The organism is Pseudomonas sp. URMO17WK12:I9 (assembly GCF_900230165.1).
Lineage (GTDB): Bacteria > Pseudomonadota > Gammaproteobacteria > Pseudomonadales > Pseudomonadaceae > Aquipseudomonas > Aquipseudomonas fulva.
Genome location: NZ_OCMQ01000009.1, coordinates 23,503 through 49,376 on the forward strand (window position 1 = coordinate 23,503; position 25,874 = coordinate 49,376).

Consider the following 25,874-nt stretch of genomic DNA (forward strand, 5'->3'; position numbering starts at 1 on the left):
TTTGACATATACAGGGTACTGGAGTCAGGGCGCGCGCGGGTTATCCCGCGGGGGCCGCACAGGCTCCAGATTGGGCGTTTGCTGCTGACGGCGCAGGTTTTCACCGTTGCCGATGCCGCGGTTCTCTACCGTCGGGGTGCGCGGTATGGGCTGGGTAGACGGACCGCGCACAGGCGGCGTCGCCGGGACGCTGCCCTGGCGGCTGTTGGGATTGGCACGCTGTACGGGGCTGTTGTAGGGGTTGTTGCCATTGGCGGCAACGTGCAGCCACGGCTGCGCGGTCGCATGGGTAGGTAGCCAGACGGCCATGCCTACTACCAACAACGGTATCGTCAGTTTCATGCTTCACCTCCGTACGAAAACGCCTGGCCTGGTGGCTTTGATAGCCTACGGCGCAAAGGGTTCGAGTCAAAAGGCTTGGCGACGCTACAGGTGATTCACGATGTTTCAGCCAGCGCCCACTGATCGGGGCGCCGGTGTGGGTTAGGCCGTGCGCAACGGCCTCAGTAGGCCAGGCTCCAGGTCAGTGTGTAGGTCCTGCCTCGACCTTGATAATCGTAGAGGTAGGCAGGCCCATAGGTGGGCGCGTAGAACAGCGTCGCACGCTGGCCCCATACGGTGCTGTACTGCTTGTCCAGCAGGTTCTGGACACCTGCGCTGAAGGTGCCGTAATCGGTCTCCTGGCTGCCCAGCAGATCGAGCGTGGTGTAGCCATCGATCTTGTGCTGGGCGTCGTCCTTCAAGCTGAAAGCGCGATTGGCCTGCAGCCGCGCACTGCGCCCGTCATCCTTCCAACCAATGAAAGCGGTGGCTTTGGACAAGGAGGCATAACGCGCATCGCGCTTGCGCCACCCGCCGCCGTCTGCCTCTTCCTCGGAACGGGTGAGGTGCAGCGTGCCGCCGGCTTCCCAACCTTGGTCGAAGTGGCGCGTGAGTGCCCCCTCGAAGCCAAAGTCGCGACTCTTCTGGTCTTCGACGTCAATGGTGAGGGTTTGCGAATCCACATTGATGATCTTGTCCGACCAGATGTAGTACAGCGCAGCTTGAGCGTCCCACTGCACGTCGGCATAGCGCCAGCCCACTTCCACCTGGCGGCTCTTGATCCCAGCCAGCGGGTTGTCCCCGACACTGAGGCCGGGCTTGCCGTAGTACTTGGCCGGATCGGGCAAGTCAAAGCCTTCACCGTAGTTGGTCCACAGCTGATGGCCGTTCTTGAAGTCGTAGATCGCCCCCAGGTTGTAGAGATTGACCTGGTAGTCGTTACTGCCGCCCGGAACGCCCTTGAAGTCACCCACCTCCACATCCATCTGCTGGCGCCGGGCGCCGCCGGAAAACGTCAGGTTGTCGGTGGCGCGCCATTCGAGCTGGCCATACAGCGAGACCCCATCGACGACATAACTGGGGTAGCGCGCAGCCTTGCTGGCCTTGTCCAAGTCCAGCCCGCCACTTTCGGAGGACACACGTGCATCGAACACGGTTTGGTCAGCGTTGAAACGTTCGCGGTCAATGTCCACGCCATAGGTGAACTTCAGCGTGTCCCACTGCTTGGCGAACAACCCTTTGAGGCTGGTGACCTCGAAGTTCTGCTGCGAGGCTGCAAAATACACCCCGCGCGAGCCGGTGGGTGTCCCTCGGTTGTAGTAAGGGAACGGGTAGAAGTTGTTGTTTTCCTTGCGGTAGGAAGCCTGCAGGTAGAAATCCTGGCCCAGCACATCATTGCGGTGGTAATTGGCGTTGAGCAGCAGGCGCCGGGTGCGTGGGTTCAGGTCGGACGAGTACCCACTGCGCAATTGGGCCTCTTCCAGGTCGGAGGGGCCGTTGTAATTGAGGTTGGGAAACCAGATGCCGGTGCTGCCATGGTTGCCGGAATCGTAGTACTGGGCCAGCAGGTCAAGGCTCTGTTGCTCATCGAACTGCATGCCCAGGCTACCAAGCAGGTCCAGCGTGCGGTTGTATTGCAGGTCGGTCTGGGTATTGTCGATGAAGATCTGATCGCCTGCCCCATCGTAGAACGCCTCGTTCTGCTCGCCGGACACACCAAGACGGGCGGTGAAGCGCTCGTTGCCACCGCTGACCGACTGGGCAAAGCGGGTCGCCAGATCATCGCTGTTGTTGAAGCCGCTGCTGGCGCCGAGCTGGGTTTCGAAATGCGCAGGGCCCGCCTCGCCCTTTTTGGTCACGATATTGATGATGCCCCCGGTCGCACCGCCTCCGTAGATGGCGCTGGCGCCGGACAGTACTTCGACCCGCTGGACGTTGAACGGCGAGATACTGTCGAACTGGCGCGACAGGCCTCGCGAGCTGTTCTGGCTGACGCCATCGATCATCACCAGCACGCTGCGCCCACGCATGTTCTGCCCGTAATTGGTGCGTCCCTCCGGCGCCAGGTCAAGGCCAGGCACCAGTTTGCCGATGGCTTCCTTGAGGCTTACGCCACTGTCGATCTGCTCGCGAAGCTGCTGCTGATCGACCACCCATACGGTGCCTGGGATCTCGCTGATGGCGGTGCTGGTACGCGAGGCCACGCTCACTTCGATCGGCTTGAGGTTGATGGCTTCCAGGGTGGAATCGCGCTTGCGCAGCGTCACCGTGCGCGCATCGGTGAACTGCCAGCTCAAGCCGCTGCCTTCGAGCAACCGCTGCAAGGCGTGTTCGACACTGTAGGCGCCCTGCAAGGTCGGGCTCTGCAGACCCGCCACATCAGCCGTGGTGTACAGCAAATGCAGGCCGGCCTGATCGGCAAAGCGCGTCAACGCCTGGTCCAGCGGCTGCGCCGGGACGTTCAGCTGAACCTGCGCGGTCTGCACCTGCCCTTGCTGTGTCGCCGCAGCGACATGAGCAGGCAGCGTGCCGGCCAACACGGCCAACGCGCCGCACGACATCAATACAGGTGGCAGAAAACGGCAGCGGCTATTCGAGGGCTTGGGCATGAGAGGCACGAGAAAAGCTTCCAGGCAAGTCGTGAATGGGAATGGTTTGCGGCTTAGCCCCACTACGACGATCCAGCTCACAAGAACTTGCAGTACCGATGGAAAATTTTTCGGGTGAGTCTCGAAACGGCCGCTGCGAGGATCAATACACCACTGCGAGCCACGGCAAGTAGGAGACTTTCAGGCCATATCGCTGCTCCAGGGTGCGCAGCAGGGCTTGCGGTTCGTCCAGGTCGAACACGCCACTGACCTCAAGACCCGCCAGCTGTTGGTCGGACAACACGATGCGCCCAAGGCGGTAGCGCTCAAGCTCAGCGAGCACCTGCCCCAGAGGCTTGCCATTGAAGATCAACTTGCCCCGTTGCCAGGCCAGCTGCGCCTCGGCATCGGGCGTCACGCTCAAGGGTTGGGCGCCCTGCCGAGCAGCCCCCTGGCCAAGCACCACATGCCCGTCGCGCCGCACGCTGAACCTCGCGCCGGTGCCGTCTACCGGCAGCCCTGTCGTTTCGACCACGAAAGGACGGGCATCGGCGGACGTCTCGAACAGCGCTTCGCCAGCCACGACCACCACCCGACGTTCGTGCGCGTCGAATTCCAGCTTTATGGCACTGGCGCTGTTAAGGGTGACACGGGTGCCATCGGGCAAGGTGAGCATGCGCCGCTCGCCGGTACTGGTGTGATAGTCGGACAACCACACAGGTGCCTGCTGCCACGCCATCCAACTGCCCAGCATCAACGCCATGCACGCGGCAACGCCTGCCTTCTGCAGCCATCCCCGGCAGTGCCGCAGCGCCTGGCCGATGTATTTGGCCACCATGCTTTCGGACACGCCGAGCCTTTGCGCGACCTGCCTTTGCGTCAACCCTTCCACGCGGTTGAGCAAGAGCGCCTGACGCGCTTTGGGGGGCAGTTGCAGCAGGGCCTGGTCAAGAATCATCAGGCGCTCGCTCGCCAGCAGCGCCGCCTCCGGTGCCGGCGCGCCACAGGCCACGTGTGCCATGCCCTCGCTGTCGTCGTGGCACGCGGCGAGGCGCTGATCACGACGCAGGGCATCGATCGCAATGTTTCCCGCCACGCGAAAAATGAAGCGGCGCGGGTGCAGCACCGGCACGCCGTGCGCATCGATCTGCGCAAGCCTCAGGTAAGTTTCGTGGGCAACGTCCGCAGCGCGCTGGCGGTCACGCATGCGCCGTGTCAGAAACTGCAACAAGTCGTCATAGTGTTCCTGGAAACTTGCCAGCAGGCCCGGCACGTGAGACGTCAGCATGGTTAGGCAACTACACAGTAAGAGAAATTGTCGGGCGTTAATGAGAAACAGTATCTTTCATCTTCACCGACACTTTCAACGCTGCCGAGCATTTGCCACACTGCCGGACGATTCTTCCCAAGGCCTGCCCCATGACCCTACGCCCTTTGCGCCTCACCCGTCTGCTCACTGTCCTGCTGATGTCGGCGACCTTGAGCGCGTGCGCGCTGTTGCAACCCCGGGATCCGGTTTCGATCAGCGTAATCGGCCTGGAACCCTTGCCTGGACAGGACTTGGAAGTGCGCATGGCGGTAAAGCTGCGGGTACAAAACCCCAATGAAACACCGATCGAGTACAACGGTATTGCAGTGAACCTGGAGGTCAACGGCCAGCCCTTGGCAGCGGGCGTCAGCGACCAGGGCGGACAGATTGGCCGGTATGGCGAGGCTGTGGTCCAAGTGCCGGTGAGCATCACCGCGTTTGCGTTTCTGCGCCAGGCGTATGGGCTAGGCAAGTTGAACACGCTGCAAGGTCTGCCCTATACGCTGCGCGGCAAACTGGCCAGCGGCCCCTTCGGCACGGTGCGGTTCAGTGACAAAGGCACGCTGGACCTGCCCAAGGGCAGCGAGTGGTAGGGCGACACGTGCAGGGCTTAGCGAGCAGCGCTGGCAGCGGCCATCAGCTTGTTGACTTCGCTGCGCACCATGCTGGCGTATTCAGGGGGCGTCATGGTGTCCAGCTCATTGCGCACCCATTCGGCCCATTTGCCCTTGCGCCGAGGTTTTTCAGCGATCAGCCGGGCCGCCTCGCCCTTGGCCTTACCCAGGTTTGCTTGCCACATCTCGAACAGCCGGGCTTTCTCGGCCTCGATCTGTGCCCGTTCCTCGTAGCTCATGTTGGCCAGATTGAAACTCATGGATCACCTGCCTGATGGAAATGACCGGTATCTTACACCAAGGCGCCAGCGCCCACTGCGAGGCAACTTTTCTGGCGCACGAGTATCCATTGTTCTAACGACCCGTCCAGGAGGAGCATGGCATGGCCCGTAAAAATGCCGCAGTACCCGACAGCGACCAGATCAAGGACCAGGTATTCAGCGAGCTACAGGCGCTGATCGAGGAATCCGAGCGGTTGCTCAACGACAGCGCCGCGCTGGTGGGCGAAGAAGCCGAAACCCTGCGCACCCAGATCAGCCTCAAGCTACGTCAGGCCCGCGAAGCCGCCGGTAACCTGCGTGACAAGGCAAAGCCCATGGTCGCGGCCACCCAGGATTACATTGGCGGCCACCCTTGGCAGACCGTGGCTCTTTCAGCGGGCGTCGGCCTGGTGGTGGGCCTGCTGCTGGGTCGACGCGACTGACACCCACCCTGCCGCCTGCTGAGCTCAGGCGGCCTGTGCCAGCGGTATGCCGCTGTGAAAACGCAGCTCTTGATCCGCTGAGGCGATGAGTTCCGCTTCTGCGGCGCGTACCAGTTCAACCCGACGCGCGATGTCCGCCTCATCGCCATAGTGATGCGCCAACTTGAGGTAGCCCTGATAGTGGCGCGCTTCACTTTTGAGCAGGCCGTGATAGAAACGGCCCAGCTCTTCATCCAGGTGCGGCGCCAGGGCCGCAAAACGTTCGCAGCTGCGTGCCTCGATGAATGCCCCGACCACCAGCGTATCCACCAACTTGACCGGCTCGTGGGCGCGCACCAGACGACGCAGGCCCGAGGCGTAGCGACCGGCCGACACAGGGCGCAGCGGTACGCCTCGACGCTTCATCAGCCGCAAGACCTGCTCGTGATGAACCAGCTCTTCGCGCGCCAGGCGCGACATCATGTTGATCAGGTCAAGATGGGTGTTGTACTTGGCGATCAGGCTCAATGCCGTGCTGGCCGCCTTGAACTCGCAATTCTTGTGATCGATCAGCAGCGTTTCCTGATCGGCCAGCGCCGCCTCGATCCAGGCATCGGGTGTGGGGCAGCCCAGGAAGGCGTCGATTTCAGGGATCAGGGACATAAGCGATACGACCATACGGAGACAGGCAGGGGCGGCGATTATAGCGGCGGCAGCCAGCGGCGTCAGTGGCTATGCTTGATGTGCATCAAGCGTCAGCGCAACGCGCGCGGCCTATAGTCTGGCACCGCCTGCCCACCTTCCAGGGAGTACACGCCCATGCAAGCCGTTCGCAGCATTCTCGTCGTCCTCGACCCCGAGCACGCCCACAGCCGAGCGCTGACGCGCGCCAAGCTGATCGCCAGCGTCACGGGCGCACGCCTGCACTTGTTGATGTGTGACAAGCGGCACGATCACAGTGCGCTGTTGAGCCTGCTGGGCAACCAGTTGCAGGAAGACGGCTTTGACCACGTCACCCACGAAGCGGCGTGGCGAGACAACCTGCATGACACCATCATCCACGTGCAGCAGCGCGAAGGCTGCGAGTTGGTGATCAAGGAGCATCGTCCCGACAATCCACTGAAGAGGGCTTTGCTCACCCCTGGCGACTGGAAGCTGCTGCGCGCTTGCCCGTGCGCGGTGCTCATGGTCAAGAGCAAGCGGCCATGGACGGGCGGCAATGTTCTGGCAGCGGTGGATGTGGGCAACCAGGACGAGGATCACCAGCGCCTGCATGCCAGCATCATCGACCATGGCTACGAGATTGCCAGGCTGGCCAAGGGGGCGCTGCATGTGATCAGTGCCCACCCTTCGCCCATGCTGTCGGCGGCCGACCCTGTCTATCAGCTGAGCGACACCATCGAACAGCGTTATCGCCAGGCGTGCGCTGCTTTCCAGGCACAGTACGGTATCACCGACGAGTGCTTGCACGTGGCCGAAGGCCCGGCCGATGTGCTGATTCCCCATACCGAAAAACAGCTGGATGCGGTGGTGACGGTGATCGGTACCGTGTGCCGCACAGGGCTTACCGGCGCATTGATCGGCAATACTTCCGAGGTGGTACTCGATGCGTTGGAGGGGGATGTACTGGTATTGAAGAGTGAAGAGGCGATAGCGCATCTGGTGGGTTCGGCGCGGGGGTGAACCGTATGCAGTCCCTGTTGTGCCGTCTCGACCCTCAAATCGCGCTTGCGAGGTGAGGGTCAAGAGGGTATCTACACGGGGACCTCGCTAGCTGCCGGAGGCGGCGTCAGAGAGCTGTATATGCTAACTGCAACGGCAGCCAACACCTTTCAGCCCAGCGCCTCCTTCACCTTGGCATCCAACCCCTCCCCCGCATTATTGGCCTCGATCCATTCTCCCAACTGCCGGCGCATGGCCGGCGTCCAGAAGTTATGTAGATGCTGGCGAACGCCCTGCACAGCCAGGTCCCGATTCGGCTCGCTGTCGAAGTAATGGGCAATCTGGTTGGCCATCTTCACCAAACTGTCCTGGCTCATTGGCGCACCTCGGCTTTCTCGGCGGTTCGGCGTTCCTGCAACAGCCGACGCTGCTCGTCGCTGAAGTCCTGGTAGCGCTTCTGCCACTGGGATGGCTGGAACACCTTGACCACCTCCACTGCCGTGACCTTGTATTCCGGGCAGTTGGTCGCCCAGTCCGAGTTGTCCGTGGTGATCACGTTCGCACCTGACTCCGGGAAGTGGAAGGTGGTGTAGACGACACCTGGCGCCACGCGGCTGCTGACCTTGGCGCGCAGCACGGTCTGCCCGGCACGGCTGCCGATACCGACCCAGTCACCGTCCTGGATGCCACGGCTTTCGGCATCGGTCGGATGGATCTCGAGGCGATCGGCATCGTGCCAGGCGACGTTGCCTGTGCGCCGGGTCTGGGCGCCGACGTTGTACTGGCTGAGGATGCGCCCGGTGGTCAGCAGCAGCGGATAGCGGCTGTTGACCTTCTCGTCGGTCGGTACGTACCCGGTCAGCATGAACCGCCCCTTGCCCCTGACGAACTGGTCGATGTGCATGGTAGGAGTACCATCGGGCGCTGCATCGTTGCACGGCCACTGCAGGCTGCCGTGGCGCTCGATTTCGGCATAGCTCACCCGGCGGAAGGTCGGCGTCAGGCGCGCGATCTCATCCATGATCTCGGAGGGGTGCCGGTAGTTCATCGGGTAGCCCAGCGCATTGGCCAATGCCACGGTCGCCTCCCAGTCGGCCTTGCCCGCCAGTGGCTCCATGACCTTGCGAACCCGGGAGATCCGGCGCTCGGCGTTGGTGAACGTGCCGTCCTTTTCCAGGAACGAACTGCCCGGCAGGAACACATGGGCAAACTTGGCGGTTTCGTTGAGGAAAATGTCCTGCACCACCACGCACTCCATGGCCAGCAGGGCGGCGGTGACGTGCTGGGTATTCGGATCGCTCTGGGCGATATCCTCGCCTTGGCAGTACAAGGCCTTGAAGCTGCCATCGAGGGCTGCTTCGAACATGTTGGGGATGCGCAGCCCCGGATCAGGGTGCAGCGTCACACCCCATGCCTGCTCGAACTCGGCCCGTACACCTTCGTTGGAAATGTGCCGGTAACCCGGCAGCTCGTGAGGGAACGAGCCCATGTCACAGGAACCCTGGACGTTGTTCTGGCCGCGCAGCGGGTTGACCCCTACCCCTTCACGCCCGATGTTGCCGGTGGCCATGGCCAGGTTGGCAATGCCCATCACCGCAGTGCTGCCCTGGCTGTGCTCGGTCACGCCCAAGCCATAATAGATGGCCGCGTTGCCGCCGGTGGCATACAGCCGGGCCGCGGCGCGAATCTGTTGCGCTGCAACGCCACACACCTCGCCCAGCACTTCAGGGGCATTTTCCGGCAGGCTGACGAAGTCGCGCCAGCGGGCGAATTCTGCGGTTTCGCAGCGCTCGTCGATAAAGCGCTGGGCCAGTAGTCCCTCAGTCACGATCACGTGGGCCAAGGCGTTGAGCATGGCCACGTTGGTGCCGGGACGAAGTTGCAGGTGCAGCTCGGCCCGGGCATGGGGCGAGTCCACCAGGTCGATGCGGCGAGGGTCGATCACGATCAGGCGCGCGCCTTCACGCAGGCGGCGCTTGAGCTGTGAGCCGAACACCGGGTGCGCATCGGTCGGGTTGGCGCCAATGACCAGCACCACATCGGCCTTCATCACCGAATCGAAGCTCTGGGTACCAGCCGACTCGCCCAGTGTCTGTTTCAGGCCGTAGCCGGTGGGGGAATGGCAGACTCGCGCGCAGGTGTCGACGTTGTTGTTGCCGAAGGCCGTGCGCACCAGTTTCTGAACCAGATAGGCCTCCTCGTTGGTGCAGCGACTGGAGGTGATACCGCCGATGGAGTCCCGGCCATACTTGAGCTGAATACGGCGCAACTCGCTGGCGGCATAGGCCACCGCCTCGTCCCAGCTCACCTCCTGCCACGGATCTTCCAGGCGCTTGCGAATCATGGGCTTGGTGATGCGGTCCGGGTGCGTGGCGTAGCCCCAGGCAAAGCGGCCTTTGACACAGGCATGGCCGTGGTTGGCCCCGCCGTTCTTGTCCGGGACCATGCGCACCAGTTGGTCGCCCTTCATTTCGGCACGGAACGAGCAGCCAACGCCGCAATAGGCGCAGGTGGTGATCACCGCACGTTCCGGCTGGCCCAGTTGCACCAGGCTTTTCTCCGTCAGCGTCGCGGTCGGACAGGCCTGCACGCAGGCGCCGCAAGACACGCACTCGGAGGTCAGGAAATTGTCGCCCCCGGCCGCCGCTACCCGGGATTCGAAGCCGCGCCCGGTGATGGTCAAGGCAAAGGTGCCCTGGATATCTTCGCAGGCACGCACGCATCGGCTGCAGACGATGCACTTGCTGGGTTCGTAGTCGAAGTACGGGTTGGAAATGTCCTTCCTTTCGGTCAGATGGTTCGCACCGTCATAGCCGTAGCGCACCTCGCGCAGCCCCACCTGCCCCGCCACGGTCTGCAGTTCGCAGTTACCGTTGGCCGAACAGGTCAGGCAATCGAGGGGGTGGTCGGAGATGTAGAGTTCCATCACGTTACGGCGCAGGCCCGCCAGGCGCGGCGTTTCGGTGCGCACGACCATGCCTTCGGTGACCGGCATGGTGCAGGAGGCCGGGTAACCGCGCATGCCCTCGATTTCCACCATGCACATGCGGCAGGAGCCGAAGGCTTCGAGGCTGTCGGTGGCGCACAGCTTCGGGATGGTCGTGCCGAGCATGGCTGCCGCACGCATCACCGACGTGCCAGCCGGAACGCTGATCGCGCGCCCGTCGATGTTCAGGCTGACCTGCGCCTCGCTGTCGCGGGCGGGGGTGCCCAGGTCAGTTTGCGGATCGAAGATATGGATCATTGCGCGGCCTCCGCTTGGGTCAGCCCGAAATCGGCAGGGAAATACTTGAGGGCGCTGGCGACTGGGTAAGCGGTCATGCCGCCCATGGCGCACAGCGAGCCGTATTGCATGGTGTCGCACAAATCGCGAAGCAGCAGTGCATGGTCATGGCGCTCGGTGATGTCATCACTGGCGATCAGCCGGTCCACCACTTCCATGCCACGGGTCGAGCCGATACGGCACGGGGTGCACTTGCCGCAGGACTCCTCGGCACAGAACTGCAAGGCGAAGCGGGCCATGCTGGCCATGTTCAAGGTGTCGTCGGCAACCACCACGCCGCCGTGGCCGAGCATGGCGCCCACGGCCGCAAAGGCCTCGTAGTCCAGCGGTGTGTCGAAATGGCTGGGAGGTACCCAGGCGCCCAACGGCCCACCCACCTGTGCGGCCTTCAGCGGCCGGCCACTGGCCGTGCCACCGCCGTAGTCCTCCACCAGTTCACGCAGCGTCAAGCCGAAGGCACGTTCCACCAGGCCGCCATGGCGAACATTGCCCGCCAACTGGAACGGCATGGTGCCCAGCGAGCGGCCCATGCCGAAATCGCGGTAGAACGGCGCTCCCTTGGCCAGGATGATAGGCACCGAGGCCAGGGTCAGCACGTTGTGCACCAAGGTCGGCAGGCCGAACAGGCCTTCGAGGGCCGGGAGCGGCGGCTTGGCGCGGACGATGCCGCGCTTGCCTTCGATGGATTCGAGCAGCGCGGTTTCTTCACCGCAGATGTAGGCACCTGCGCCCACGCGCACTTCCAGGTCGAACGCCTTGCCGCTACCGGCCACATTGGTGCCCAGGTAGCCCGCCTGGCGTGCGATGACGAATGCCTGATCAAGTGTGCGGATGGCGTCGGGGTATTCCGAGCGCACGTAGATGTAGCCCTTGTCGGCACCCACCGCGAGGCCCGCGATGATCATGCCCTCGATCAACAGGTACGGGTCGCCTTCCATCAGCATGCGGTCGGCAAACGTGCCGGAGTCGCCTTCGTCGGCGTTGCACACCACATACTTTTGGGCAGGCTTGGCGTCGCGCACGGTGCGCCACTTGATGCCGGCAGGAAACGCAGCCCCGCCACGACCACGCAGGCCGGAATCGAGCACGGCAGCTACCACCTCGGCGCCGTCCAGGGCAACGGCCGCTTCCAGCCCGGCAAAGCCGCCATGGGCGCGGTAATCATCCAAGGACAAGGGTCGGGTGATGCCGGCGCGCGCGAACAGCAGGCGCTGCTGGGTCTTGAGATAAGGCATGTCTTCGACAGCCCCCAGCGCCAGCCGGTGGTCTGCCTCTGCACCGATCATGGCATCCAGCAGGCCGGGCACGTCCTGTGGCGTCACCGGCCCGAAACCCTGGCGCCCCTGCTCACTGTCGCACTCAAGCAGCGGTTCGAGCCAATAAAGCCCACGAGAACTGGTGCGCCGAATGTCCAACTGCACATTGCGCCGCTCGGCCTCGCGCTGCAACGCCTCGACCACTTGGTCTGCGCCGACGGCACGGGCCACCGAATCACCGGGTACATGGACCTTCAGCATGTGGCGCCCTCCTGGCAACCCTTGACCAACTCGCGTAGCCGCTCGGGCGTGAGCCGGGCGTGCACCTGACCGTCCAGCTCAAGGGCCGGCGAACAGGCACAGGCGCCCAGGCAATAGACCGGGCGCAGGCTGATGGCACCGTCGGCGCTGGTGCCATGGTCATCGAGCGCCAACTGCTCGCGCAGCTGTGCGGCCAGGGCCTCGGCGCCACGGCTCTGGCACGACTCGGCCCGGCACAGGCGCAGGGTGTGCCGGGCAGGCGCAGCGGTACGGAAATCATGGTAGAAGCTGATGACGCCCTGGACCTCGGCCCGGCTCAGGTTGAGTGCATGGGCGATCTCACCGATGGCGGCATCGGGAATGTAGCCGACGGCATGCTGAATGGCGTGCAGGATCGGTAGCAGCGCACCAGGCGTTTGCTGGTGATCGGCCACGATACGTTGGACAGCGGGCAGGTTGAACATTTGATCAGGCATACAGCGGACCTCGGCATCACGGCCCGCCCCTGTTGTTGTATTGGCGGGTTCCGGCGTGTTCTGCTGCGGCGCATCAGCCACGTCACGGTGGCGTGGTGCTGACGGCCTCCTTGCCATCGACCGTGCGTCTGCGCGCGGGTCCGACGGCATCCTGCAAGCATGGCACTTGCAGCGCCAGAAGGTTGCGCGCGAACGACCAGGCACATTCTGAAACCGACGTCCGGTTCTTTCACTTACGGTGCGATCGTCGGACGGCGCAGCACAGGGCTGTGCACCCTGACGGTCCAGCGGGTGCAAGAACCGCTTCCCGGGTACCTGCTACCGACACGCGTGGCCAGAACCGGCTCGACTACCTTTGGCGCTGCGTTTAAGCTGGCGCCTTTTCGTACGCATGGAATCGCGTTTGTCCAGCACATACCAAGGAAGCTGCCTTTGCGCGGCAATAGGTTATGAGCTGCTTGGCCCGCCCAGGGCCATCAGCCACTGTCATTGCAGCCAGTGCCGCAAAGGCCACGGTGCTGCATATGCCTCATACGGTAGTGTGCCGCGTGAGGCGCTGCGCATGCTGCGCGGCGCCGACCGGCTTGCGGCTTACGCCTCGTCGCCCACAATCCTGCGCCAATTCTGTTCATCCTGCGGCTCGAGCCTGTTCTGGTCACGCAGTGCAGGCCAATACGCCGATTGGATCTCGATCGCCCTTGGCACCCTCGATACCCCCTTCATACCGACACGTGATACCCACCTGCATCTCGACGCCGCGGCGCCATGGCACCTGCCATCGACCCGGTCTGAGATCGACCCACTGAAAAGGAAGCCCAATGCGTAAACTCAAACTCGCCCTCGCCGCCCTGCCGTTCTTCGTCATCGCCGGTTGCGGCAATGACGCCCTGGAAGGCACCTATGAGCAAACCACGACCGTGATGGGTATCCAGAGCCCGAAACAGACGTGGGAGTTTTCCAAGGACTACATCATCACCAACGGCAACAAGCTGAAGGTGGATGAATGGGAGCGCAAGGATGACATGGTCACCGCCCGCAACAAGGATGGCATGGCGTTGATCAACGTACGCGTGCTCGACGGCGGCAAGCGCCTGGAGGCCGTCGGCGGTAGCGACATGGCCAAGAACGTCTTCGTGCGCGTCGACTAAAAAGCCTGCGCCCCGCCCACCGCCGATAAGTGCATTACGGCGGTGGGCGGGGCATGCCACGCTACAGATCGTCTACGCCCTGCTCAGAGCTTGAAGGTGCTGACCATGTCGTTGAACGAGATGGCCAGGCGCGACAATTCCTGGCTGGATGCGCTGGTTTGATGCGCACCGGCCGAGGTCTGGGTCGACAAGTCCTGGATGTTGATCAGGTTGCGGTCCACCTCGCGGGCCACATGGGCCTGCTCTTCGGACGCCGTGGCGATCAGCAGGTTGCGATCGTTGATCTGGGCGATGTTCCGGGCGATCCGCTCCAGCGATTCGCCGGTCGCCTGGGCCAAGGCCTGGGTGCTGTCGGCCAAGTTTCGGCTGTTGCCCATGGCCTTGACCGCATCGTCGGCACGCGACTGAACGCCTGTGATCATGGCTTCGATCTCCCCCGTCGAGGCCTGGGTACGCGCCGCCAGTGCCCGTACTTCGTCTGCCACCACCGCAAAACCTCGGCCCTGCTCGCCAGCGCGTGCCGCCTCGATGGCCGCGTTAAGCGCCAGTAGATTGGTCTGTTCGGCAATGCCCCGGATCACATCGACCACCTTGGCGATTTCGCGCACGCTACCGGCCAATTCCCCCACGATGACCGTAGACTGCCCGATTTCGCTGTTCACGCTGGTGATGGCCTGCACGGCCTCCCGGGCCTGGTCGCGGCCACTGGCCGCTTCCTCGGACGTCTGCCGGGAGGCTTCGGAAGTGGAGGTGGCGTTGCGAGCCACTTCCTCGACTGCCGCACTCATTTGCGTGACCGCCGTGGCGGCGAGCTGAATTTCATCATTCTGGCGCGTGAGCCCGCGGGTGCTCTCATCTGTGACGGCGTTGAGTTCTTCGGCCGCAGAGGCGAGCTGATCCGCTGCATTGGCGATTTGCTCCAGGGTGCGTTTGAGGCCTTGCTGCATGCCCCCCAGGGCATTTAGCAGTTGCCCGGTTTCGTCGGCGTGACCTGTGGCCACGGGTTTGCTCAGGTCGCCGCCTGCAATGCGCTCGGCCGTGTTCACCGCCAGCGCGATCGGTTTGCTGATGACACGGCTGATGAACATGCCAAGCAAAATGGCCGCCACGAACGCCGCACCGATGCCCAGGTACAGGTTGAGCTTGGCCGCCGCCTCGTTGTGTTTTGCCGCTCGCGCGCCTTCATCGATCTGTCGGTTATTGGACTCGACCATTGTGGTCAATTCGTCGAGCACGGTACGAAACGCCTGATGCAATTCGCCGGCCATCAATTGCCTGGCTTCAGCCAGGTCACCTCGTGCGATGGTGGCTACCGTCCGATCCATGATGGCCTGGTAGGCTGGCCAGTCCTTTTCCATGCGATCGCCGGCAAGGCGTTCATCATCGGCCAGGGGCGTGGCTCGGTAGACTGCAAATGCCTGCTCGCTGCTCTGCCGGTTTTCTTTCATCGACGCAAGAATGGCAGCGCGTTCAGCTTGCGGCGCATTGATGGCGGTGGCCGCCACGAGTCGGTAAAGGTCGCGGCTCTGGGCAATGGCACTGGAGCGTGCCTCTGCAACTTGTGCCACGGACACGAGGTTATTGGAAAACACCTGTTGCAAGCTGGACGAGAGCGAGCCGATTCCTTGGCTACCGACAACTCCAACACTCAAGGTGATCAGTGCGCACAGCGCGAAAGCGAGGTACAGCTTGACCGACAACCTGGCATCGTAGAACCAATTCATGAGTTGAAACCTGAACGAAGTGAGAGAAAACAACAGTGTCAAAAGAGCGGGTGCAACGGACCTGTAGCCGTAGCTTGGGCACCTGGCCTGCCAGCTGTCAGCCGCGCATCATGTCGGCCGCCTGTTCAGTGGCCTCCGTCGTGCGCGTGGCCAGCTTGCGTACTTCATCGGCCACCACTGCAAACCCCCTGCCCGCTTCCCCGGCACGTGCTGCTTCAATGGCCGCGTTGAGTGCCAGCAGGTTGGTCTGGCTGGCAATGCTCTGAATGGTGCCGACGATCTGGGTGAGCTTGGTGATGTTGGATTCCAGGGTGCGCTGGTGCGCAGCCTCCGTCTCACGCATGGCCGACTGCTGATGCTCCAGGTCCACGTCCACCAATGCCCCGACCACACGTAATGGCGCGCCATAAGGGTCGCGCTTGGTCTGGCCACGGGCGCGGAACCAGCGGTACTCCCCGCTTTTCATCTTGAGTCGGTACTCGATATCGAACGGCGTCTTGCCTGTACGGTCGTTCAGGTGCGCCTGGAAGGCTTCCAGGCTGTAGGCCTTGTCCTCCGGGTGCAGGCGTGAGGCCCAGCTGTCCAACACATCCGGAAATTCCTCGACGGTTTCGAAACCCAGCAAACGCCGAAACTGGGGCGACCACCAGAAGGGGTTCTTGGGGTTGACCGGGTCACCGGCGATCACTTCCATGTCCCAGAGCCCGTCGGAGAGCATTTCCCGCGCCAGTTCGAAACGGGTGATGATCACGTCGTGCTCTTGTTCACGTTGCAACTCATCGTGGATGTCGCGCAAGGCGCCAGCAACGCGCAAAGGCACGCCACGTGCATCGCGCAGGGTTTCGCCCTGGGCGAAGAACCAGCGGTAGCTGCCGTCTTTCATGGCCAGGCGGTTGCGCACCCGGTAGGGGGTCATGCCTGATTTGTCGTTCAGGTGGCGGGCAAAGGCGTCCAACGTGGCGGCCTTGTCTTCCGGGTGCAGGCGATCAGCCCAGCTGGCCAGGACATTGGGAAAATCGCGCTCGTCGCGAAACCCCAGCATTTCGCGAAATTGCTGCGACCACCAGAAGCGGTTGCGCGGGTTGACCGGATCACCTGCCACCACTTCCATGTCCCACAGGCCTTCGCTGGAGGCACGGTTGACCAGGTCAAAACGGGTTTCCGAGGCGCGCGCATTGGCGTCGGCCTCCGCCAGCATCAGCCGGGCGTTTTCCAGCTCGCGCTCGAGCTCGGCAATACGGCCTTCACGCGCAGTGGCATGCAACTCACGCGAGGTCCATTCACGTTGCACGTCTGTCCATCTGGGGGCAGTGCGGCCACCGTCAGTGTGGGTTTGCGGGAGGGAGGCAGCCAGCTGCGTGAGCGCCTGACGCTCGCCGCGGTTACGAAAAAGATGAAGCATGGGTCGGTACTCGGAGGAAGACGAAAAAGACCAATCCCTGGCTTCAATACTGGGTCACGCACAGCAATCGCAGGTCGCGATCACTGCTGCCTGACCGGTAGTGCGTACTACGACAGCAGCACAACGACAAAGGTTGCGCGGCAATGACATCATTACGATATCAGTTATGTGAGGGTGCCAAGCAAGCCCCGCGCGGGCCGCTAGCGCCGGCCACCCACACAGACCAATCAGCCGGCCGGATCGATCAAAGACGCTTGTCGCCCTGGGCCCTTTTGGCAGCCAGCTCAGCGGCAGTACGCTTGCGGCTACGGTGCTGACGGTAGTAACCCATGCCCGCCTGGTAGGCAATCACTGCCAGAATCACCACCGAGGCGACCAGCCAACCGGTGGATGCCATGGCGCTGAAAAATCCGGCAAGCACAGGCTTGGGCCAGTAGCTGACGATGGCCAGGCTCAACCAGGGTGCAGCGATCAAGAACAGGACTGGCGCCCAAAAACCCCAGAAAAGAATCTCTCCCAACACCACGAAATTTTCGTTCCAGGACGGGCCTGGGGATAACGGTTTTTTTTTGGCCATGAATGCTCCTGCTTTCCACGTCGGCACAAGCGGTGCCGTTCCATGCACAGGTTGACGGCAAGGATGCGGAGCAGGTCACAGGCCAGGTCTGCGGTAAATCGGACGGTGGCCATCAAGGGGGCGCTCGTCGGCAACGGCTGGCGATGCCATGTAGGCCCCGGAGAAACATCGCAATGGCATTCGTCGAAATCGAACCCGAAACAGCCTGACTTCAGATTCCCTTCAGATAAGCACTCGACACTGTCTCCCATCGAACCTGCTGGGAGACGTTTCATGACCCACCGTGACTGGAGCCACCTGCTTCCACTGGCCATCGGCAGCCAGGCCGATCGTCAGGCAACATTGTCGCTACACCTGGCAGACGACCCGGGGCGAATGGCCCTCGAGCGGTTCATCCATCAGTGCTTTGCGCTAAGCCATCAGGCCGACATTCAGCATTTCCTGCCGCAATTACTGGCGTTTCACGACAGCCAAGGCCGGTTGACAGCCGCCGCGGGCATTCGCCCAGCCAATGACGGCGCCCTATTTCTGGAGCGCTACCTCGACATGCCTCTGGAAGACGCCGTGTCCCGTGTGGTCGGGGCAACCCTGCCGCGCAGTTGTATGGTCGAGGTGGGCAACCTGGCCTCGCTCAGCGCCGGCAGCGCGCGCTTGATGATCGCTGCGGTCACGTGGCTGCTGGCCTCACGCGGCCTGCACTGGGTCGCATTCACCGGCGCGGCGACGCTGATCAACAGCTTCCAGCGACTGGGGCTGAGGCCCGTCGTCCTGGCGCCAGCCGATCCTGCTCGCCTTGAGGACCAGGCTGAAATATGGGGCACCTACTACAGCCATTGCCCTCAGGTGTTTGCCGGAAATATCCGTTACGGCTTCGATGCCTTGACCCGCTCAGGCGTCTTTCAGCGCCTTGGCTTTCCGGTCCTGACAGAGGAATCCGGTCATGCGGCATGAACTGAACCGCTTCAAGGCCTTGCTGAAGGAACACGCCCAACGTCAGCCTGACGCCATCGCCGTGCAAGGTGCCGACCAGCACCTGACCTATCGCGCCTTGTTCGAGGCGGTCGAGGTACGCGCCGCCTGGCTTGGGAGCCAACCTCAGGGCGCATTCGCCCTGGCCTTGGACAATGGCCCGCAACTGCTGCTGTGGGACCTTGCCGCGCTGTTCGCCGAACGTCCCTGCGTGGTCATCCCTCCGTTTTTCACCCGCGCTCAAATGTCCCATTGTCTCAGGCAAAGTGGCGTCACCCTGGTGCTGAGCGAAAGCGGATGGGACTCGCGCCTTGTCGAGCTGGGCTACGCCCCACACGCCCGGCCGGGGTTCTGGCTCTGTAAATCGTTCGCTGCGGCGGCCATTGCGCCCGAAACGGCAAAAATCACCTACACCTCCGGCAGCACGGGATCACCGAAAGGTGTCTGCCTGAGCGCCGAGGCGTTGCTGGGCGTGGCCCATGAACTTGAGGCGGCTAGCCGCGCCAGCGCACCCATGCATCACCTGGCCGTTCTGCCACTGGGCGTTCTGCTGGAAAACCTGGGCGTATACGCCGCGCTGATCGCCGGGGCCTGCGTGCACCTGCTCAGCCAGCAGCACCTGGGCATCAGCGGCGCCACCCAGGTGGACTTCAAGCGGCTAGTGGGTGCGGTTGTGCAGCGTCAGGCCCAGAGCCTGATCCTTGTGCCGCAACTGCTGATGGGGCTGGTTGCCGCTGTTGAACAAGGGGCGATGCCCGCTGAGCAGCTGAGGTTCGTCGCCGTAGGTGGCGCTCGGGTATCGCCCAGCTTGCTGGCCCGTGCCGAGGCTGTCGGGCTTGCGGTGTACGAAGGCTATGGGCTGTCTGAATGCGCGTCGGTGGTCGCGCTCAACCGTCCGGGCAGCGTCCGCCGTGGCAGTGTGGGCAAGCCGCTGCCCCACGTGCAGGTGCGCATCGCGAAGGATGGCGAGGTGCTGGTGGCCGGTTGCACGCTACTGGGCTACCTCGATGCCGCGCCTTTCGACGGTCGATGGTGGGCAACCGGGGACCTGGGCCATTTGGATGACGACGGCTACCTGTACCTCGACGGACGCAAGAAGCACCAGTTCATCACCAGTTTCGGCCGAAACGTCAGCCCTGAATGGGTAGAGGCCGAACTGACCCAGAGCGGCGTCATTGCCCAGGCATTCGTGCACGGCGAGAGCCTGCCAGGCAACGTGGCGTTGATCTGGCCGATGGACCCGAGCCTGAGTGACGACCAGATCGACCAGGTAGTGGGCCAGTGCAATGCACGGCTGCCCGATTACGCACGTGCCCACCACTGGCGACGCCTCACGGCGCCGCTCAGCGTCACCGATCAAACCCTGACAGCCAACGGCCGCCCTCGGCGCGAGGCGATTCTTGAACGCTATCAATCTCTGATCCGCATACCCCAGGAGTGAGTTCGCCATGTCCTTCTTTGAAACGTTGCAACTGCAAACCGCCCATGAGCGCCAGGCGCTGTTCGGCGTTCCGGTGATCCGCGAGGCCATGGCTGGGCAGGTCAGCCTCGACAGCTACATCGCATTTCTCACCCAGGCCTACTACCACGTGCGCCACACCGTCCCGCTGATGATGGCATGCGGGGCGCGCCTGCCCGCCCGGCTCGAATGGCTGCGCGGTGCCGTGTGCGAGTACATCGAGGAAGAATACGGCCATGAACAGTGGATCCTCAACGACATCGAGGCCTGTGGGGGCGACTGGGAGGCGGTACGCGACGGCCGACCCGCGCAGTCGATCGAGCTCATGGTCGCTTATCTCTATGACTTGATCGCACGGGGCAACCCGGTAGGGCTGTTCGGCATGGTCAACGTCCTGGAAGGCACCAGCATTGCCCTGGCCACACAGGCCGCCGGCGCCATTGCACACAGCCTTTCGCTGCCAGACCGGGCAATGAGCTACCTCAAGTCCCACGGCGCGCTCGACCAGGACCATATGGTGACCTACAGGCAGTTGATGGACCGCCTGGACAATGCCGAAGACCAGCAGGCGGTCATTCACGCGGCCAAGATGGTCTACCGCCTGTACGCCGAGATGTTCCAAACGTTGCCCCGTGCGGGCCAGTCAGGGGTGCGCCATGCGGTTGCATGAGTCGATCGTGGTGCTCACCGGCGCCAGCGGCGGGATTGGCCTGGAGCTGGCCGAGCAGCTCTGCCATGCCGGCGCGCAGGTTTTGGCCGTGAGTCGGCACATGGGCAAACTGGCCAGCTTGATGAACCGCTACCCAGGCAGCCTGCGCTGGCAGTCGGCGGACTTACGGACACAGGAGGGCCGGGCACAGGTCGTGACGCGCGCGCGCGAACTGGGCGGCTTCAATGCGCTGATCAACGCTGCCGGGGTCAATCGCTTCGCCTTGCTCGACCAGCTGGACGAACAGGCCCTCGATGAGCTGCTGGACATCAACCTGAAGGCACCTTTGCAACTGACCCGGGCTTGCTTGCCTCTTCTGCGCGAGCAACCCAAGGCGTTGGTCGTCAACGTCGGCTCGACTTATGGCTCGATCGGCTACCCCGGCTATGCCAGCTACTGCGCCAGCAAGTTCGCGCTGCGCGGGTTTTCCGAAGCACTGCGCCGTGAATTGGCCGACACCCCGGTCAATGTGCTGTACGTCGCGCCACGCGCAACCCGCACCAGCATGAACAGCAGCGCCGCTACCGCCCTCAACCAGGCGCTGAAGGTAGGCATGGACGACCCGGTCTACGTTGCCAAAGCCGTGCTCCAGGCGGTCCAGTCCGAGCGCAGCGAGCTCTACCTCGGCTGGCCGGAGAAAATGTTCGTGCGCCTGAACGGCATCCTGCCAGGGTTGGTGGATCGAGCCTTGCGTAAACAACTGCCCTTGATTCGGCGCCATATCGGCAGCCACATAAAGGAACCGAGCAAATGAAGCCCATCGTACTGGCCAGCCTGCTGGCATTTACCCCGTTTGGCTGGGCGCTTGATCAGACAGGCGCCCAACACCTGCACGACTTGCAGCAACAATGGGCGCATATCCAATATCAGTTGCCCAAGGATCAACGCGCAGGCGCGTTCGAGAAGCTGGCAAACGAGGCGGCCGTTTTCGTCCGCCAGAACCCCAATACACCCGAGCCTCTGATCTGGGACGGCATCATCAACAGCAGCTGGGCTGGCGCAACCGGTGGGCTGAGTGCGCTAGGCAAAGTCAAGGCCGCCAAGGCCAGCCTGGAAAAGGCCATCGCCCTCGACCCTCAAGCCCTGCAAGGCTCGGCCTACACCAGCCTGGGCACCTTGTATGACCAGGTTCCAGGCTGGCCCATCGGCTTCGGGGATGACGACAAAGCCGACACGCTGCTCAGGCAGGCCTTGAAAATCAATCCCGCGGGCATCGACAGCAACTATTTCTGGGGCGATCATCTGGTGCGTCAGAAGCGTTACAGTGAGGCCAGGGCTGCGCTGCACAAGGCGTTGCAGGCACCGCCCAGGCCGGGCCGGGAATTGGCCGATGAGGGCCGGCGTGCCGATATCAATGCTTTACTCGACACCATCAAGGACAAACAGGACTAGACATGCGCCTGCTGCTGGTTGAGGACGATAGCGCGTTGGGTGAAGGCATCTGCGATGGTTTGCGCCAGGAGGGCTATACCCTTGACTGGTTGCAGGACGGCGTCAGTGGCTTGCACGCCTTGCAGCATGAAGCATTCGACGTGTTGATACTGGACCTGGGCCTCCCACGCCTGGACGGCATTGAATTGTTGCGGCGGCTTCGCGCGGGAGGCAACAGCCTGCCGGTGCTGATTCTCACCGCACGCGATGCCTTGGACGATCGCATCGCAGGGCTTGACGCCGGGGCGGATGACTACCTGGTCAAACCCTTCGACCTCAATGAACTCAAGGCACGCCTGCGTGCACTGCTGCGCCGCAGCGCTGGCCGCGCCACGGTGCTGATCGAGCACGGCGGTGTCAGCTTGGACCCGGCAACCCAGCAGGTGCATTTCAAGGGGGCCGAAGTGGTGCTCACGCCCAAGGAGTACCGGCTGCTGCACGAGCTACTCGCCCAGCCCGGCAAAGTCTTTACCCGCGAACGCCTGACGCAGTTGCTCTATGGCTGGGACGAGGAGCCGGAGAGCAATACCCTGGAAGTGAACATCTATCAGCTGCGCAAGAAACTGTTCAATGGCCTGATACGCACCGTGCGTGGTATCGGCTACCTGGTCGAGGCCAAGGTATGAGGTCGCTACGCCAGCGCACGCTGTGGCGCGTCATGCTCTTGCTGCTGATCGGCACCGGCTTGCTTGCGTTGTACAACTACCACGACAGCCGCCATGAAATTAACGAAGTGTACGACGCGCACCTTGCCCAGAACGCACGCCTGCTCCAAGGAGTAATGAGCATGCCAGTGCAAGGCGGCGCGCGTGACGACCTGTACCGTGCCTTCAACGCCGCGCTGGCCCAGGCGGGCCGACACCGGGTGGGGCATCCCTACGAGAGTAAGCTGGCCTTCCAGGTCTGGGACGAAAACGCCACCCTGATGGTGCAGACGCCCAGCGCACCTCGCCTGGATCCGCGGCCCATGCGGCCTGGGTTTTACGATTTCACCAGCGACGACAAGCAATGGCGCGGCTTCGTGCTACCTGTGCCCGAGAAAGGCTGGGTGATCTGGGTGGGTGAACGCGATGACGTGCGCTATGACTTGATCGACCGAATCGTTCGTCACACCTTGATGCCATTTCTGCTGGGGGCCCTGGCGCTTGCCGTGCTGGTATGGGCCGCCATTGGCTGGGGGCTCAAACCGTTGAAGAACATGGCCGACGTCATTCGCGCGCGGCATGCCGAATCACTCGAACCGCTGCAGCTGGTGCCGCTGCCATCGGAGCTCGAGCCCATGCAGGCTGCCCTCAATCGCCTGCTGGCGCAGATCAAGGACCTGCTGCGCCGTGAACATCGCTTCATTGCCGACGCGGCCCACGAAATGCGAACACCCTTGGCGGTGTTGCGCCTGCATGCGCAGAACGCACTGGCTGCCAGCAACGACGTCGAACGCAACAAGGCCTTGACGTTCCTGATGGGCGGTGTGGATCGGTTGACGCGAGTGGTCAACCAACTGCTGACACTGGCCCGCGTGGAGCCTCGGCTCGGCCATCGCCCCCGTGAGCCTGTCGACCTTGCCGAGGTGGTCACCGACATCCTGGCCGAGCTTACCCCTTGGATACTGGACAAAGGGCTGGAGCCCTCGCTGGAAATAGAGGGCGGCGAGCACCGTGTAGCCGTCGACGCCAGCGCGTTGGGCATTGCATTGCAGAACCTGATGTCCAACGCGGTCGAGCACTCGCCTCTCGGGGGGCGCATCACGGTCTCGCTGCGGGGCCACGATGAGCGTGTCGAGTTGGTGGTGGAAGACGAAGGGCCAGGCATCGACGAGGCGAGCCTCTCACGGGTGTTCGAACGTTTCTACAGCCGCAATAGCCCCAACGGCGCTGGCCTTGGGCTGTCGATCGTGGCAACCATCATGGAGCACCTGGGTGGCCGGGTGGTCCTGAAAAACCGAGCGGCGGGCGGGCTAGAGGCAGCGCTGGTGCTGCCGAGGCAATGAGGCGCGGTACCGAGCCTATTACCCAAGGCCAGCCGTACACACCTGCGCCGCCTGCCCCAGCATTTCCCCCGCCAACACCCGAAATCGTCGAGTCAGCACGTTCTCCGGCCGGTCGGATGAGCGCAGCAGATACGTGTAGAACCGCAACTGCGGGGCAAACGGCCGTATGTCGATGCCGGTGTGCAAATACTCTGCCGCGACCAGTGGACTGACCACGCTCACCCCCAGCCCAAGCCCGACCAGTGAGCACACGGTGGCGGCATGGGTAGCGTCCAAGTTGAGCACCCGCGGGTCGTCATCGGCAAACAGCCGGTCGAGCCGAGTGCGCGAGCCGTCAGTGTGCGACAGCGAAATGAATTCTTCGCCCTTGAGGTCTGCGGGCGTCACGGCCTGCAAGGCACCGAGCCGGTGCCCCTTGGGGAAGATGCACACACCCGGTACATCACAGATGATCTGAGACTGCACGCCCGCCATGTCCTCGGCCACATAAGACACCAGGCACACGTCGCAAAACCGGGTCGCGGCCCAGTGTGCCACGTTCGGCGAGTCGTTGGTGTGGATGGAGATATGAACGTGCGGGTTCTGCTGACGAAAGCGCTGGATGATCTTGGGCAGCAAGCCATGGGTCAGGGAAGGCACCGCACCGATGCGCAATTGCCCGGTGCCCCCGCGCTTGAGGTGCTCGGCGGAGGTTTCCAGGCTGTGCAGCCCGATGAACGCGCGCTCCACGTCGGCGAAGAACTGCGCGCCCTCATCGGTCGGCAGCAAGCGCCCCCCTACCCGCTCGAACAACTTGAACCCATTGGCCCGCTCCAGTTGCGCGATCAGCCGGCTGACATTGGGCTGGGAGGTATGCAGCGCCTGCGCCGCTGCTGTCATGGAGCCGCTGAGCATGACCGCGCGGAAGGTTTCGATCTGCTTGAAATTGATGGCCATATCATTTCTGCATGACGGGTTGATGTATTGTCATTTGATTGCATGACGCGCAGATTTTATAACTACAACCACATCGACGTCTGCCCCGATGCAGCGCGATACCCCCGAGCGCATACCGGCAACAACACACATAAAACCGGTGCTCCAGCGTCACTTCAGCTCTGCCCTTGTACTCACGCATCGCTCCAGCACATTGGCGCGATGCAGCCCGGTAATCAGGAGGCATCATGTCGTTCTCGTATAAAAAACTAAGCGCTGCACTGGCCCTGACGTGCGTGGCGTTGGCGGCGGTATCCACCGTTCAGGCCGCCGACCTGCCAGCAGTTCCAGCAGCCATCAAAGAGGCGGACCACCTGCGCGCGGGTGTGCGCTGCGACCAGCCACCGTATGGCTATCAGGACAACAAGGGTGAATTCGCCGGCGTCGAGGTCGAAATGGCCAAGCAGATTTCGCTTTGGGCCCTGGGCTCGAAGGACAAGGTCAGCTTCACCTGCGTCACCGCCGAAAACCGAGTGCCGCAGCTGCTGGGCCGCAAGGTGGACTTGCTGATCGCCACGCTGGGCGTCACCCCGGAACGCCAACGGGTGATCGACTTCACCACGCCCTACCGGTGGGGTGCCAGTGACGTGGTCGTGAAGAAGGACAGCCCGGCCCGGACCATCGCCGACCTCAAGGGCAAGACCCTTGCCACGCTCAAGGGGTCGGTGCAGGCCAAGTGGTTCGAAGACCACATGCCCGACGTCAAGACCCTGCGCATGAACAGCGCAGCCGATGCCCTGCAAGCCTTCCGCCAAGGTCGCGCCGACGCCTACACCCACGATGCCGCGACCCTGGTGGTGGTCGCCGACAACGACCAGGATGCTCGCCTGATAGGCCAACCGTTCCAGATCTCCGACGCGGCCATCGGCGTGCGCAAGAACGAAGCGCAATGGCGCGACTTCCTGAGCGCGGCGGTATTGCGCATGCGCGAAGAACACCTGTTCCGAGGCTGGGTGCAGCAGTTCGTACCCGAAAACATCCAGAGCTACTACATCAGCGTCTTCGAGCAGGCCAAGCCTGCCGAAGCACTTTGATCGGCCG

General features: G+C 63.0%; 26 protein-coding genes. 13 read left to right on the plus strand and 13 right to left on the minus strand.

Going from position 1 to position 25,874, the window contains the following annotated elements; genetic code table 11:
- Positions 1-24: 24 nt before the first annotated feature.
- The 3 genes from CRP40_RS17030 to CRP40_RS17040 form a co-directional block, all read right to left on the minus strand.
- On the minus strand, positions 25-342 hold the full coding sequence (locus CRP40_RS17030) for a hypothetical protein (protein WP_027914993.1): 318 nt from the start codon (positions 340-342) through the stop codon (positions 25-27).
- A 161-nt stretch (positions 343-503) separates the two neighbouring features.
- The gene (locus tag CRP40_RS17035; protein ID WP_027914994.1) at positions 504-2,930 is read right to left on the minus strand and encodes a TonB-dependent receptor; all 2,427 of its coding nucleotides are present in this window, start codon (positions 2,928-2,930) and stop codon (positions 504-506) included.
- A gap of 142 nt (positions 2,931-3,072) precedes the next feature.
- Positions 3,073-4,197 carry a sigma-70 family RNA polymerase sigma factor gene (locus CRP40_RS17040; RefSeq protein WP_027914995.1) on the minus strand — a complete coding sequence of 375 codons (1,125 nt, stop codon included), beginning with the start codon at positions 4,195-4,197 and terminating at the stop codon, positions 3,073-3,075.
- Positions 4,198-4,328: 131 nt separating this feature from the next.
- Between CRP40_RS17040 and CRP40_RS17045 the strand changes: the two genes are divergently transcribed.
- The gene (locus tag CRP40_RS17045; RefSeq protein ID WP_027914996.1) at positions 4,329-4,811 is read left to right on the plus strand and encodes an LEA type 2 family protein; all 483 of its coding nucleotides are present in this window, start codon (positions 4,329-4,331) and stop codon (positions 4,809-4,811) included.
- Between the two features lie 17 nt (positions 4,812-4,828).
- Here the strand turns inward: CRP40_RS17045 and CRP40_RS17050 are convergent, their stop codons facing one another.
- Positions 4,829-5,092, minus strand: coding sequence for a hypothetical protein (locus tag CRP40_RS17050; RefSeq protein WP_027914997.1), 264 nt, complete (start codon positions 5,090-5,092; stop codon positions 4,829-4,831).
- A 122-nt stretch (positions 5,093-5,214) separates the two neighbouring features.
- Here CRP40_RS17050 and CRP40_RS17055 point away from each other — a divergent pair, with 122 nt between their 5' ends.
- Complete coding sequence (locus CRP40_RS17055; RefSeq protein WP_027914998.1) at positions 5,215-5,535, plus strand: DUF883 family protein; 321 nt, start codon at positions 5,215-5,217, stop codon at positions 5,533-5,535.
- A gap of 24 nt (positions 5,536-5,559) precedes the next feature.
- Here CRP40_RS17055 and CRP40_RS17060 read toward each other — a convergent pair whose 3' ends face one another.
- Positions 5,560-6,177 (minus strand): tRNA-(ms[2]io[6]A)-hydroxylase, encoded by a 618-nt coding sequence (locus CRP40_RS17060; RefSeq protein ID WP_027914999.1) that lies wholly within the window; start codon positions 6,175-6,177, stop codon positions 5,560-5,562.
- 156 nt (positions 6,178-6,333) lie between these two features.
- On the opposite strand from CRP40_RS17060, the gene CRP40_RS17065 reads away from it, so the two are divergent.
- Positions 6,334-7,197: a universal stress protein gene (locus CRP40_RS17065; protein WP_027915000.1), complete on the plus strand. Its 864-nt coding sequence runs from the start codon at positions 6,334-6,336 to the stop codon at positions 7,195-7,197.
- A gap of 149 nt (positions 7,198-7,346) precedes the next feature.
- Here CRP40_RS17065 and CRP40_RS17070 read toward each other — a convergent pair whose 3' ends face one another.
- From CRP40_RS17070 to CRP40_RS17085, 4 genes are read right to left on the minus strand one after another with little or no spacing between them, the layout of a single operon-like run.
- A complete protein-coding gene (locus CRP40_RS17070) occupies positions 7,347-7,553 on the minus strand; it encodes a formate dehydrogenase subunit delta (RefSeq protein ID WP_027915001.1) in 207 nt (68 codons plus the stop codon).
- On the minus strand, positions 7,550-10,420 hold the full coding sequence (fdhF, locus tag CRP40_RS17075; RefSeq protein ID WP_027915002.1) for a formate dehydrogenase subunit alpha: 2,871 nt from the start codon (positions 10,418-10,420) through the stop codon (positions 7,550-7,552). The genes CRP40_RS17070 and fdhF overlap by 4 nt, the downstream gene beginning before the upstream one ends.
- Complete coding sequence (locus tag CRP40_RS17080; protein WP_027915003.1) at positions 10,417-11,976, minus strand: formate dehydrogenase beta subunit; 1,560 nt, start codon at positions 11,974-11,976, stop codon at positions 10,417-10,419. Before CRP40_RS17080 ends, fdhF begins: the two co-directional genes overlap by 4 nt.
- Positions 11,970-12,452 (minus strand): formate dehydrogenase subunit gamma, encoded by a 483-nt coding sequence (locus CRP40_RS17085; protein WP_027915004.1) that lies wholly within the window; start codon positions 12,450-12,452, stop codon positions 11,970-11,972. The genes CRP40_RS17080 and CRP40_RS17085 overlap by 7 nt, the downstream gene beginning before the upstream one ends.
- A 391-nt stretch (positions 12,453-12,843) precedes the next feature.
- Here CRP40_RS17085 and CRP40_RS17090 point away from each other — a divergent pair, with 391 nt between their 5' ends.
- Both CRP40_RS17090 and CRP40_RS17095 read left to right on the plus strand, forming a co-directional pair.
- Positions 12,844-13,278, plus strand: a complete 435-nt coding sequence (locus tag CRP40_RS17090) for a GFA family protein (protein WP_305955245.1) — start codon at positions 12,844-12,846, stop codon at positions 13,276-13,278.
- Positions 13,271-13,600, plus strand: coding sequence for a hypothetical protein (locus CRP40_RS17095; RefSeq protein ID WP_023534182.1), 330 nt, complete (start codon positions 13,271-13,273; stop codon positions 13,598-13,600). Before CRP40_RS17090 ends, CRP40_RS17095 begins: the two co-directional genes overlap by 8 nt.
- Before the next feature lie 83 nt (positions 13,601-13,683).
- Here the strand turns inward: CRP40_RS17095 and CRP40_RS17100 are convergent, their stop codons facing one another.
- The 3 genes from CRP40_RS17100 to CRP40_RS17110 all read right to left on the minus strand — a co-directional run bounded on the left by CRP40_RS17100 (position 13,684) and on the right by CRP40_RS17110 (position 17,303).
- Positions 13,684-15,324, minus strand: a complete 1,641-nt coding sequence (locus CRP40_RS17100; RefSeq protein ID WP_027915005.1) for a methyl-accepting chemotaxis protein — start codon at positions 15,322-15,324, stop codon at positions 13,684-13,686.
- A gap of 97 nt (positions 15,325-15,421) precedes the next feature.
- Positions 15,422-16,726 carry a PAS domain-containing protein gene (locus CRP40_RS22305; RefSeq protein WP_027915006.1) on the minus strand — a complete coding sequence of 435 codons (1,305 nt, stop codon included), beginning with the start codon at positions 16,724-16,726 and terminating at the stop codon, positions 15,422-15,424.
- A gap of 244 nt (positions 16,727-16,970) precedes the next feature.
- Positions 16,971-17,303 carry a hypothetical protein gene (locus tag CRP40_RS17110; RefSeq protein WP_050437996.1) on the minus strand — a complete coding sequence of 111 codons (333 nt, stop codon included), beginning with the start codon at positions 17,301-17,303 and terminating at the stop codon, positions 16,971-16,973.
- Between the two features lie 273 nt (positions 17,304-17,576).
- On the opposite strand from CRP40_RS17110, the gene CRP40_RS17120 reads away from it, so the two are divergent.
- Genes CRP40_RS17120 through CRP40_RS17150 form a run of 7 tightly spaced genes read left to right on the plus strand, consistent with a single transcriptional unit; the run spans position 17,577 to position 23,858 of the window.
- Positions 17,577-18,254 (plus strand): thermostable hemolysin, encoded by a 678-nt coding sequence (locus tag CRP40_RS17120; protein ID WP_027915007.1) that lies wholly within the window; start codon positions 17,577-17,579, stop codon positions 18,252-18,254.
- Positions 18,244-19,713, plus strand: a complete 1,470-nt coding sequence (locus tag CRP40_RS17125) for an AMP-binding protein (RefSeq protein WP_027915008.1) — start codon at positions 18,244-18,246, stop codon at positions 19,711-19,713. Before CRP40_RS17120 ends, CRP40_RS17125 begins: the two co-directional genes overlap by 11 nt.
- 7 nt (positions 19,714-19,720) lie before the next feature.
- Complete coding sequence (locus CRP40_RS17130; RefSeq protein WP_027915009.1) at positions 19,721-20,401, plus strand: iron-containing redox enzyme family protein; 681 nt, start codon at positions 19,721-19,723, stop codon at positions 20,399-20,401.
- Positions 20,388-21,194 carry an SDR family oxidoreductase gene (locus CRP40_RS17135; protein WP_027915010.1) on the plus strand — a complete coding sequence of 269 codons (807 nt, stop codon included), beginning with the start codon at positions 20,388-20,390 and terminating at the stop codon, positions 21,192-21,194. The genes CRP40_RS17130 and CRP40_RS17135 overlap by 14 nt, the downstream gene beginning before the upstream one ends.
- Positions 21,191-21,832 carry a hypothetical protein gene (locus CRP40_RS17140; RefSeq protein ID WP_027915011.1) on the plus strand — a complete coding sequence of 214 codons (642 nt, stop codon included), beginning with the start codon at positions 21,191-21,193 and terminating at the stop codon, positions 21,830-21,832. The genes CRP40_RS17135 and CRP40_RS17140 overlap by 4 nt, the downstream gene beginning before the upstream one ends.
- Before the next feature lie 2 nt (positions 21,833-21,834).
- Complete coding sequence (locus CRP40_RS17145; RefSeq protein ID WP_027915012.1) at positions 21,835-22,497, plus strand: response regulator; 663 nt, start codon at positions 21,835-21,837, stop codon at positions 22,495-22,497.
- On the plus strand, positions 22,494-23,858 hold the full coding sequence (locus CRP40_RS17150) for an ATP-binding protein (protein WP_027915013.1): 1,365 nt from the start codon (positions 22,494-22,496) through the stop codon (positions 23,856-23,858). The genes CRP40_RS17145 and CRP40_RS17150 overlap by 4 nt, the downstream gene beginning before the upstream one ends.
- Before the next feature lie 18 nt (positions 23,859-23,876).
- Here CRP40_RS17150 and CRP40_RS17155 read toward each other — a convergent pair whose 3' ends face one another.
- A complete protein-coding gene (locus CRP40_RS17155) occupies positions 23,877-24,794 on the minus strand; it encodes a LysR substrate-binding domain-containing protein (RefSeq protein ID WP_305955244.1) in 918 nt (305 codons plus the stop codon).
- Between the two features lie 227 nt (positions 24,795-25,021).
- Here CRP40_RS17155 and CRP40_RS17160 point away from each other — a divergent pair, with 227 nt between their 5' ends.
- Positions 25,022-25,867: a transporter substrate-binding domain-containing protein gene (locus CRP40_RS17160; protein WP_027915015.1), complete on the plus strand. Its 846-nt coding sequence runs from the start codon at positions 25,022-25,024 to the stop codon at positions 25,865-25,867.
- Positions 25,868-25,874: the final 7 nt, after the last annotated feature.

Coding starts and splice junctions, on each gene's coding strand:
- CRP40_RS17135 (WP_027915010.1), top strand. CDS start 20,388: ATGCGGTTGCATGAGTCGATCGTGGTGCTCACCGGCGCCAGCGGCGGG.
- CRP40_RS17150 (WP_027915013.1), top strand. CDS start 22,494: ATGAGGTCGCTACGCCAGCGCACGCTGTGGCGCGTCATGCTCTTGCTG.
- CRP40_RS17120 (WP_027915007.1), top strand. CDS start 17,577: ATGACCCACCGTGACTGGAGCCACCTGCTTCCACTGGCCATCGGCAGC.
- CRP40_RS17045 (WP_027914996.1), top strand. CDS start 4,329: ATGACCCTACGCCCTTTGCGCCTCACCCGTCTGCTCACTGTCCTGCTG.
- CRP40_RS17060 (WP_027914999.1), bottom strand. CDS start 6,177: ATGTCCCTGATCCCTGAAATCGACGCCTTCCTGGGCTGCCCCACACCC.
- CRP40_RS17085 (WP_027915004.1), bottom strand. CDS start 12,452: ATGCCTGATCAAATGTTCAACCTGCCCGCTGTCCAACGTATCGTGGCC.
- CRP40_RS17110 (WP_050437996.1), bottom strand. CDS start 17,303: ATGGCCAAAAAAAAACCGTTATCCCCAGGCCCGTCCTGGAACGAAAAT.
- CRP40_RS17145 (WP_027915012.1), top strand. CDS start 21,835: ATGCGCCTGCTGCTGGTTGAGGACGATAGCGCGTTGGGTGAAGGCATC.
- CRP40_RS17070 (WP_027915001.1), bottom strand. CDS start 7,553: ATGAGCCAGGACAGTTTGGTGAAGATGGCCAACCAGATTGCCCATTAC.
- CRP40_RS17125 (WP_027915008.1), top strand. CDS start 18,244: ATGCGGCATGAACTGAACCGCTTCAAGGCCTTGCTGAAGGAACACGCC.
- CRP40_RS17050 (WP_027914997.1), bottom strand. CDS start 5,092: ATGAGTTTCAATCTGGCCAACATGAGCTACGAGGAACGGGCACAGATC.
- CRP40_RS17130 (WP_027915009.1), top strand. CDS start 19,721: ATGTCCTTCTTTGAAACGTTGCAACTGCAAACCGCCCATGAGCGCCAG.
- fdhF (WP_027915002.1), bottom strand. CDS start 10,420: ATGATCCATATCTTCGATCCGCAAACTGACCTGGGCACCCCCGCCCGC.
- CRP40_RS17040 (WP_027914995.1), bottom strand. CDS start 4,197: ATGCTGACGTCTCACGTGCCGGGCCTGCTGGCAAGTTTCCAGGAACAC.
- CRP40_RS17140 (WP_027915011.1), top strand. CDS start 21,191: ATGAAGCCCATCGTACTGGCCAGCCTGCTGGCATTTACCCCGTTTGGC.
- CRP40_RS17160 (WP_027915015.1), top strand. CDS start 25,022: ATGTCGTTCTCGTATAAAAAACTAAGCGCTGCACTGGCCCTGACGTGC.
- CRP40_RS17155 (WP_305955244.1), bottom strand. CDS start 24,794: ATGGCCATCAATTTCAAGCAGATCGAAACCTTCCGCGCGGTCATGCTC.
- CRP40_RS17035 (WP_027914994.1), bottom strand. CDS start 2,930: ATGCCCAAGCCCTCGAATAGCCGCTGCCGTTTTCTGCCACCTGTATTG.
- CRP40_RS17100 (WP_027915005.1), bottom strand. CDS start 15,324: ATGAATTGGTTCTACGATGCCAGGTTGTCGGTCAAGCTGTACCTCGCT.
- CRP40_RS17090 (WP_305955245.1), top strand. CDS start 12,844: ATGGAATCGCGTTTGTCCAGCACATACCAAGGAAGCTGCCTTTGCGCG.
- CRP40_RS17095 (WP_023534182.1), top strand. CDS start 13,271: ATGCGTAAACTCAAACTCGCCCTCGCCGCCCTGCCGTTCTTCGTCATC.
- CRP40_RS22305 (WP_027915006.1), bottom strand. CDS start 16,726: ATGCTTCATCTTTTTCGTAACCGCGGCGAGCGTCAGGCGCTCACGCAG.
- CRP40_RS17030 (WP_027914993.1), bottom strand. CDS start 342: ATGAAACTGACGATACCGTTGTTGGTAGTAGGCATGGCCGTCTGGCTA.
- CRP40_RS17055 (WP_027914998.1), top strand. CDS start 5,215: ATGGCCCGTAAAAATGCCGCAGTACCCGACAGCGACCAGATCAAGGAC.
- CRP40_RS17065 (WP_027915000.1), top strand. CDS start 6,334: ATGCAAGCCGTTCGCAGCATTCTCGTCGTCCTCGACCCCGAGCACGCC.
- CRP40_RS17080 (WP_027915003.1), bottom strand. CDS start 11,976: ATGCTGAAGGTCCATGTACCCGGTGATTCGGTGGCCCGTGCCGTCGGC.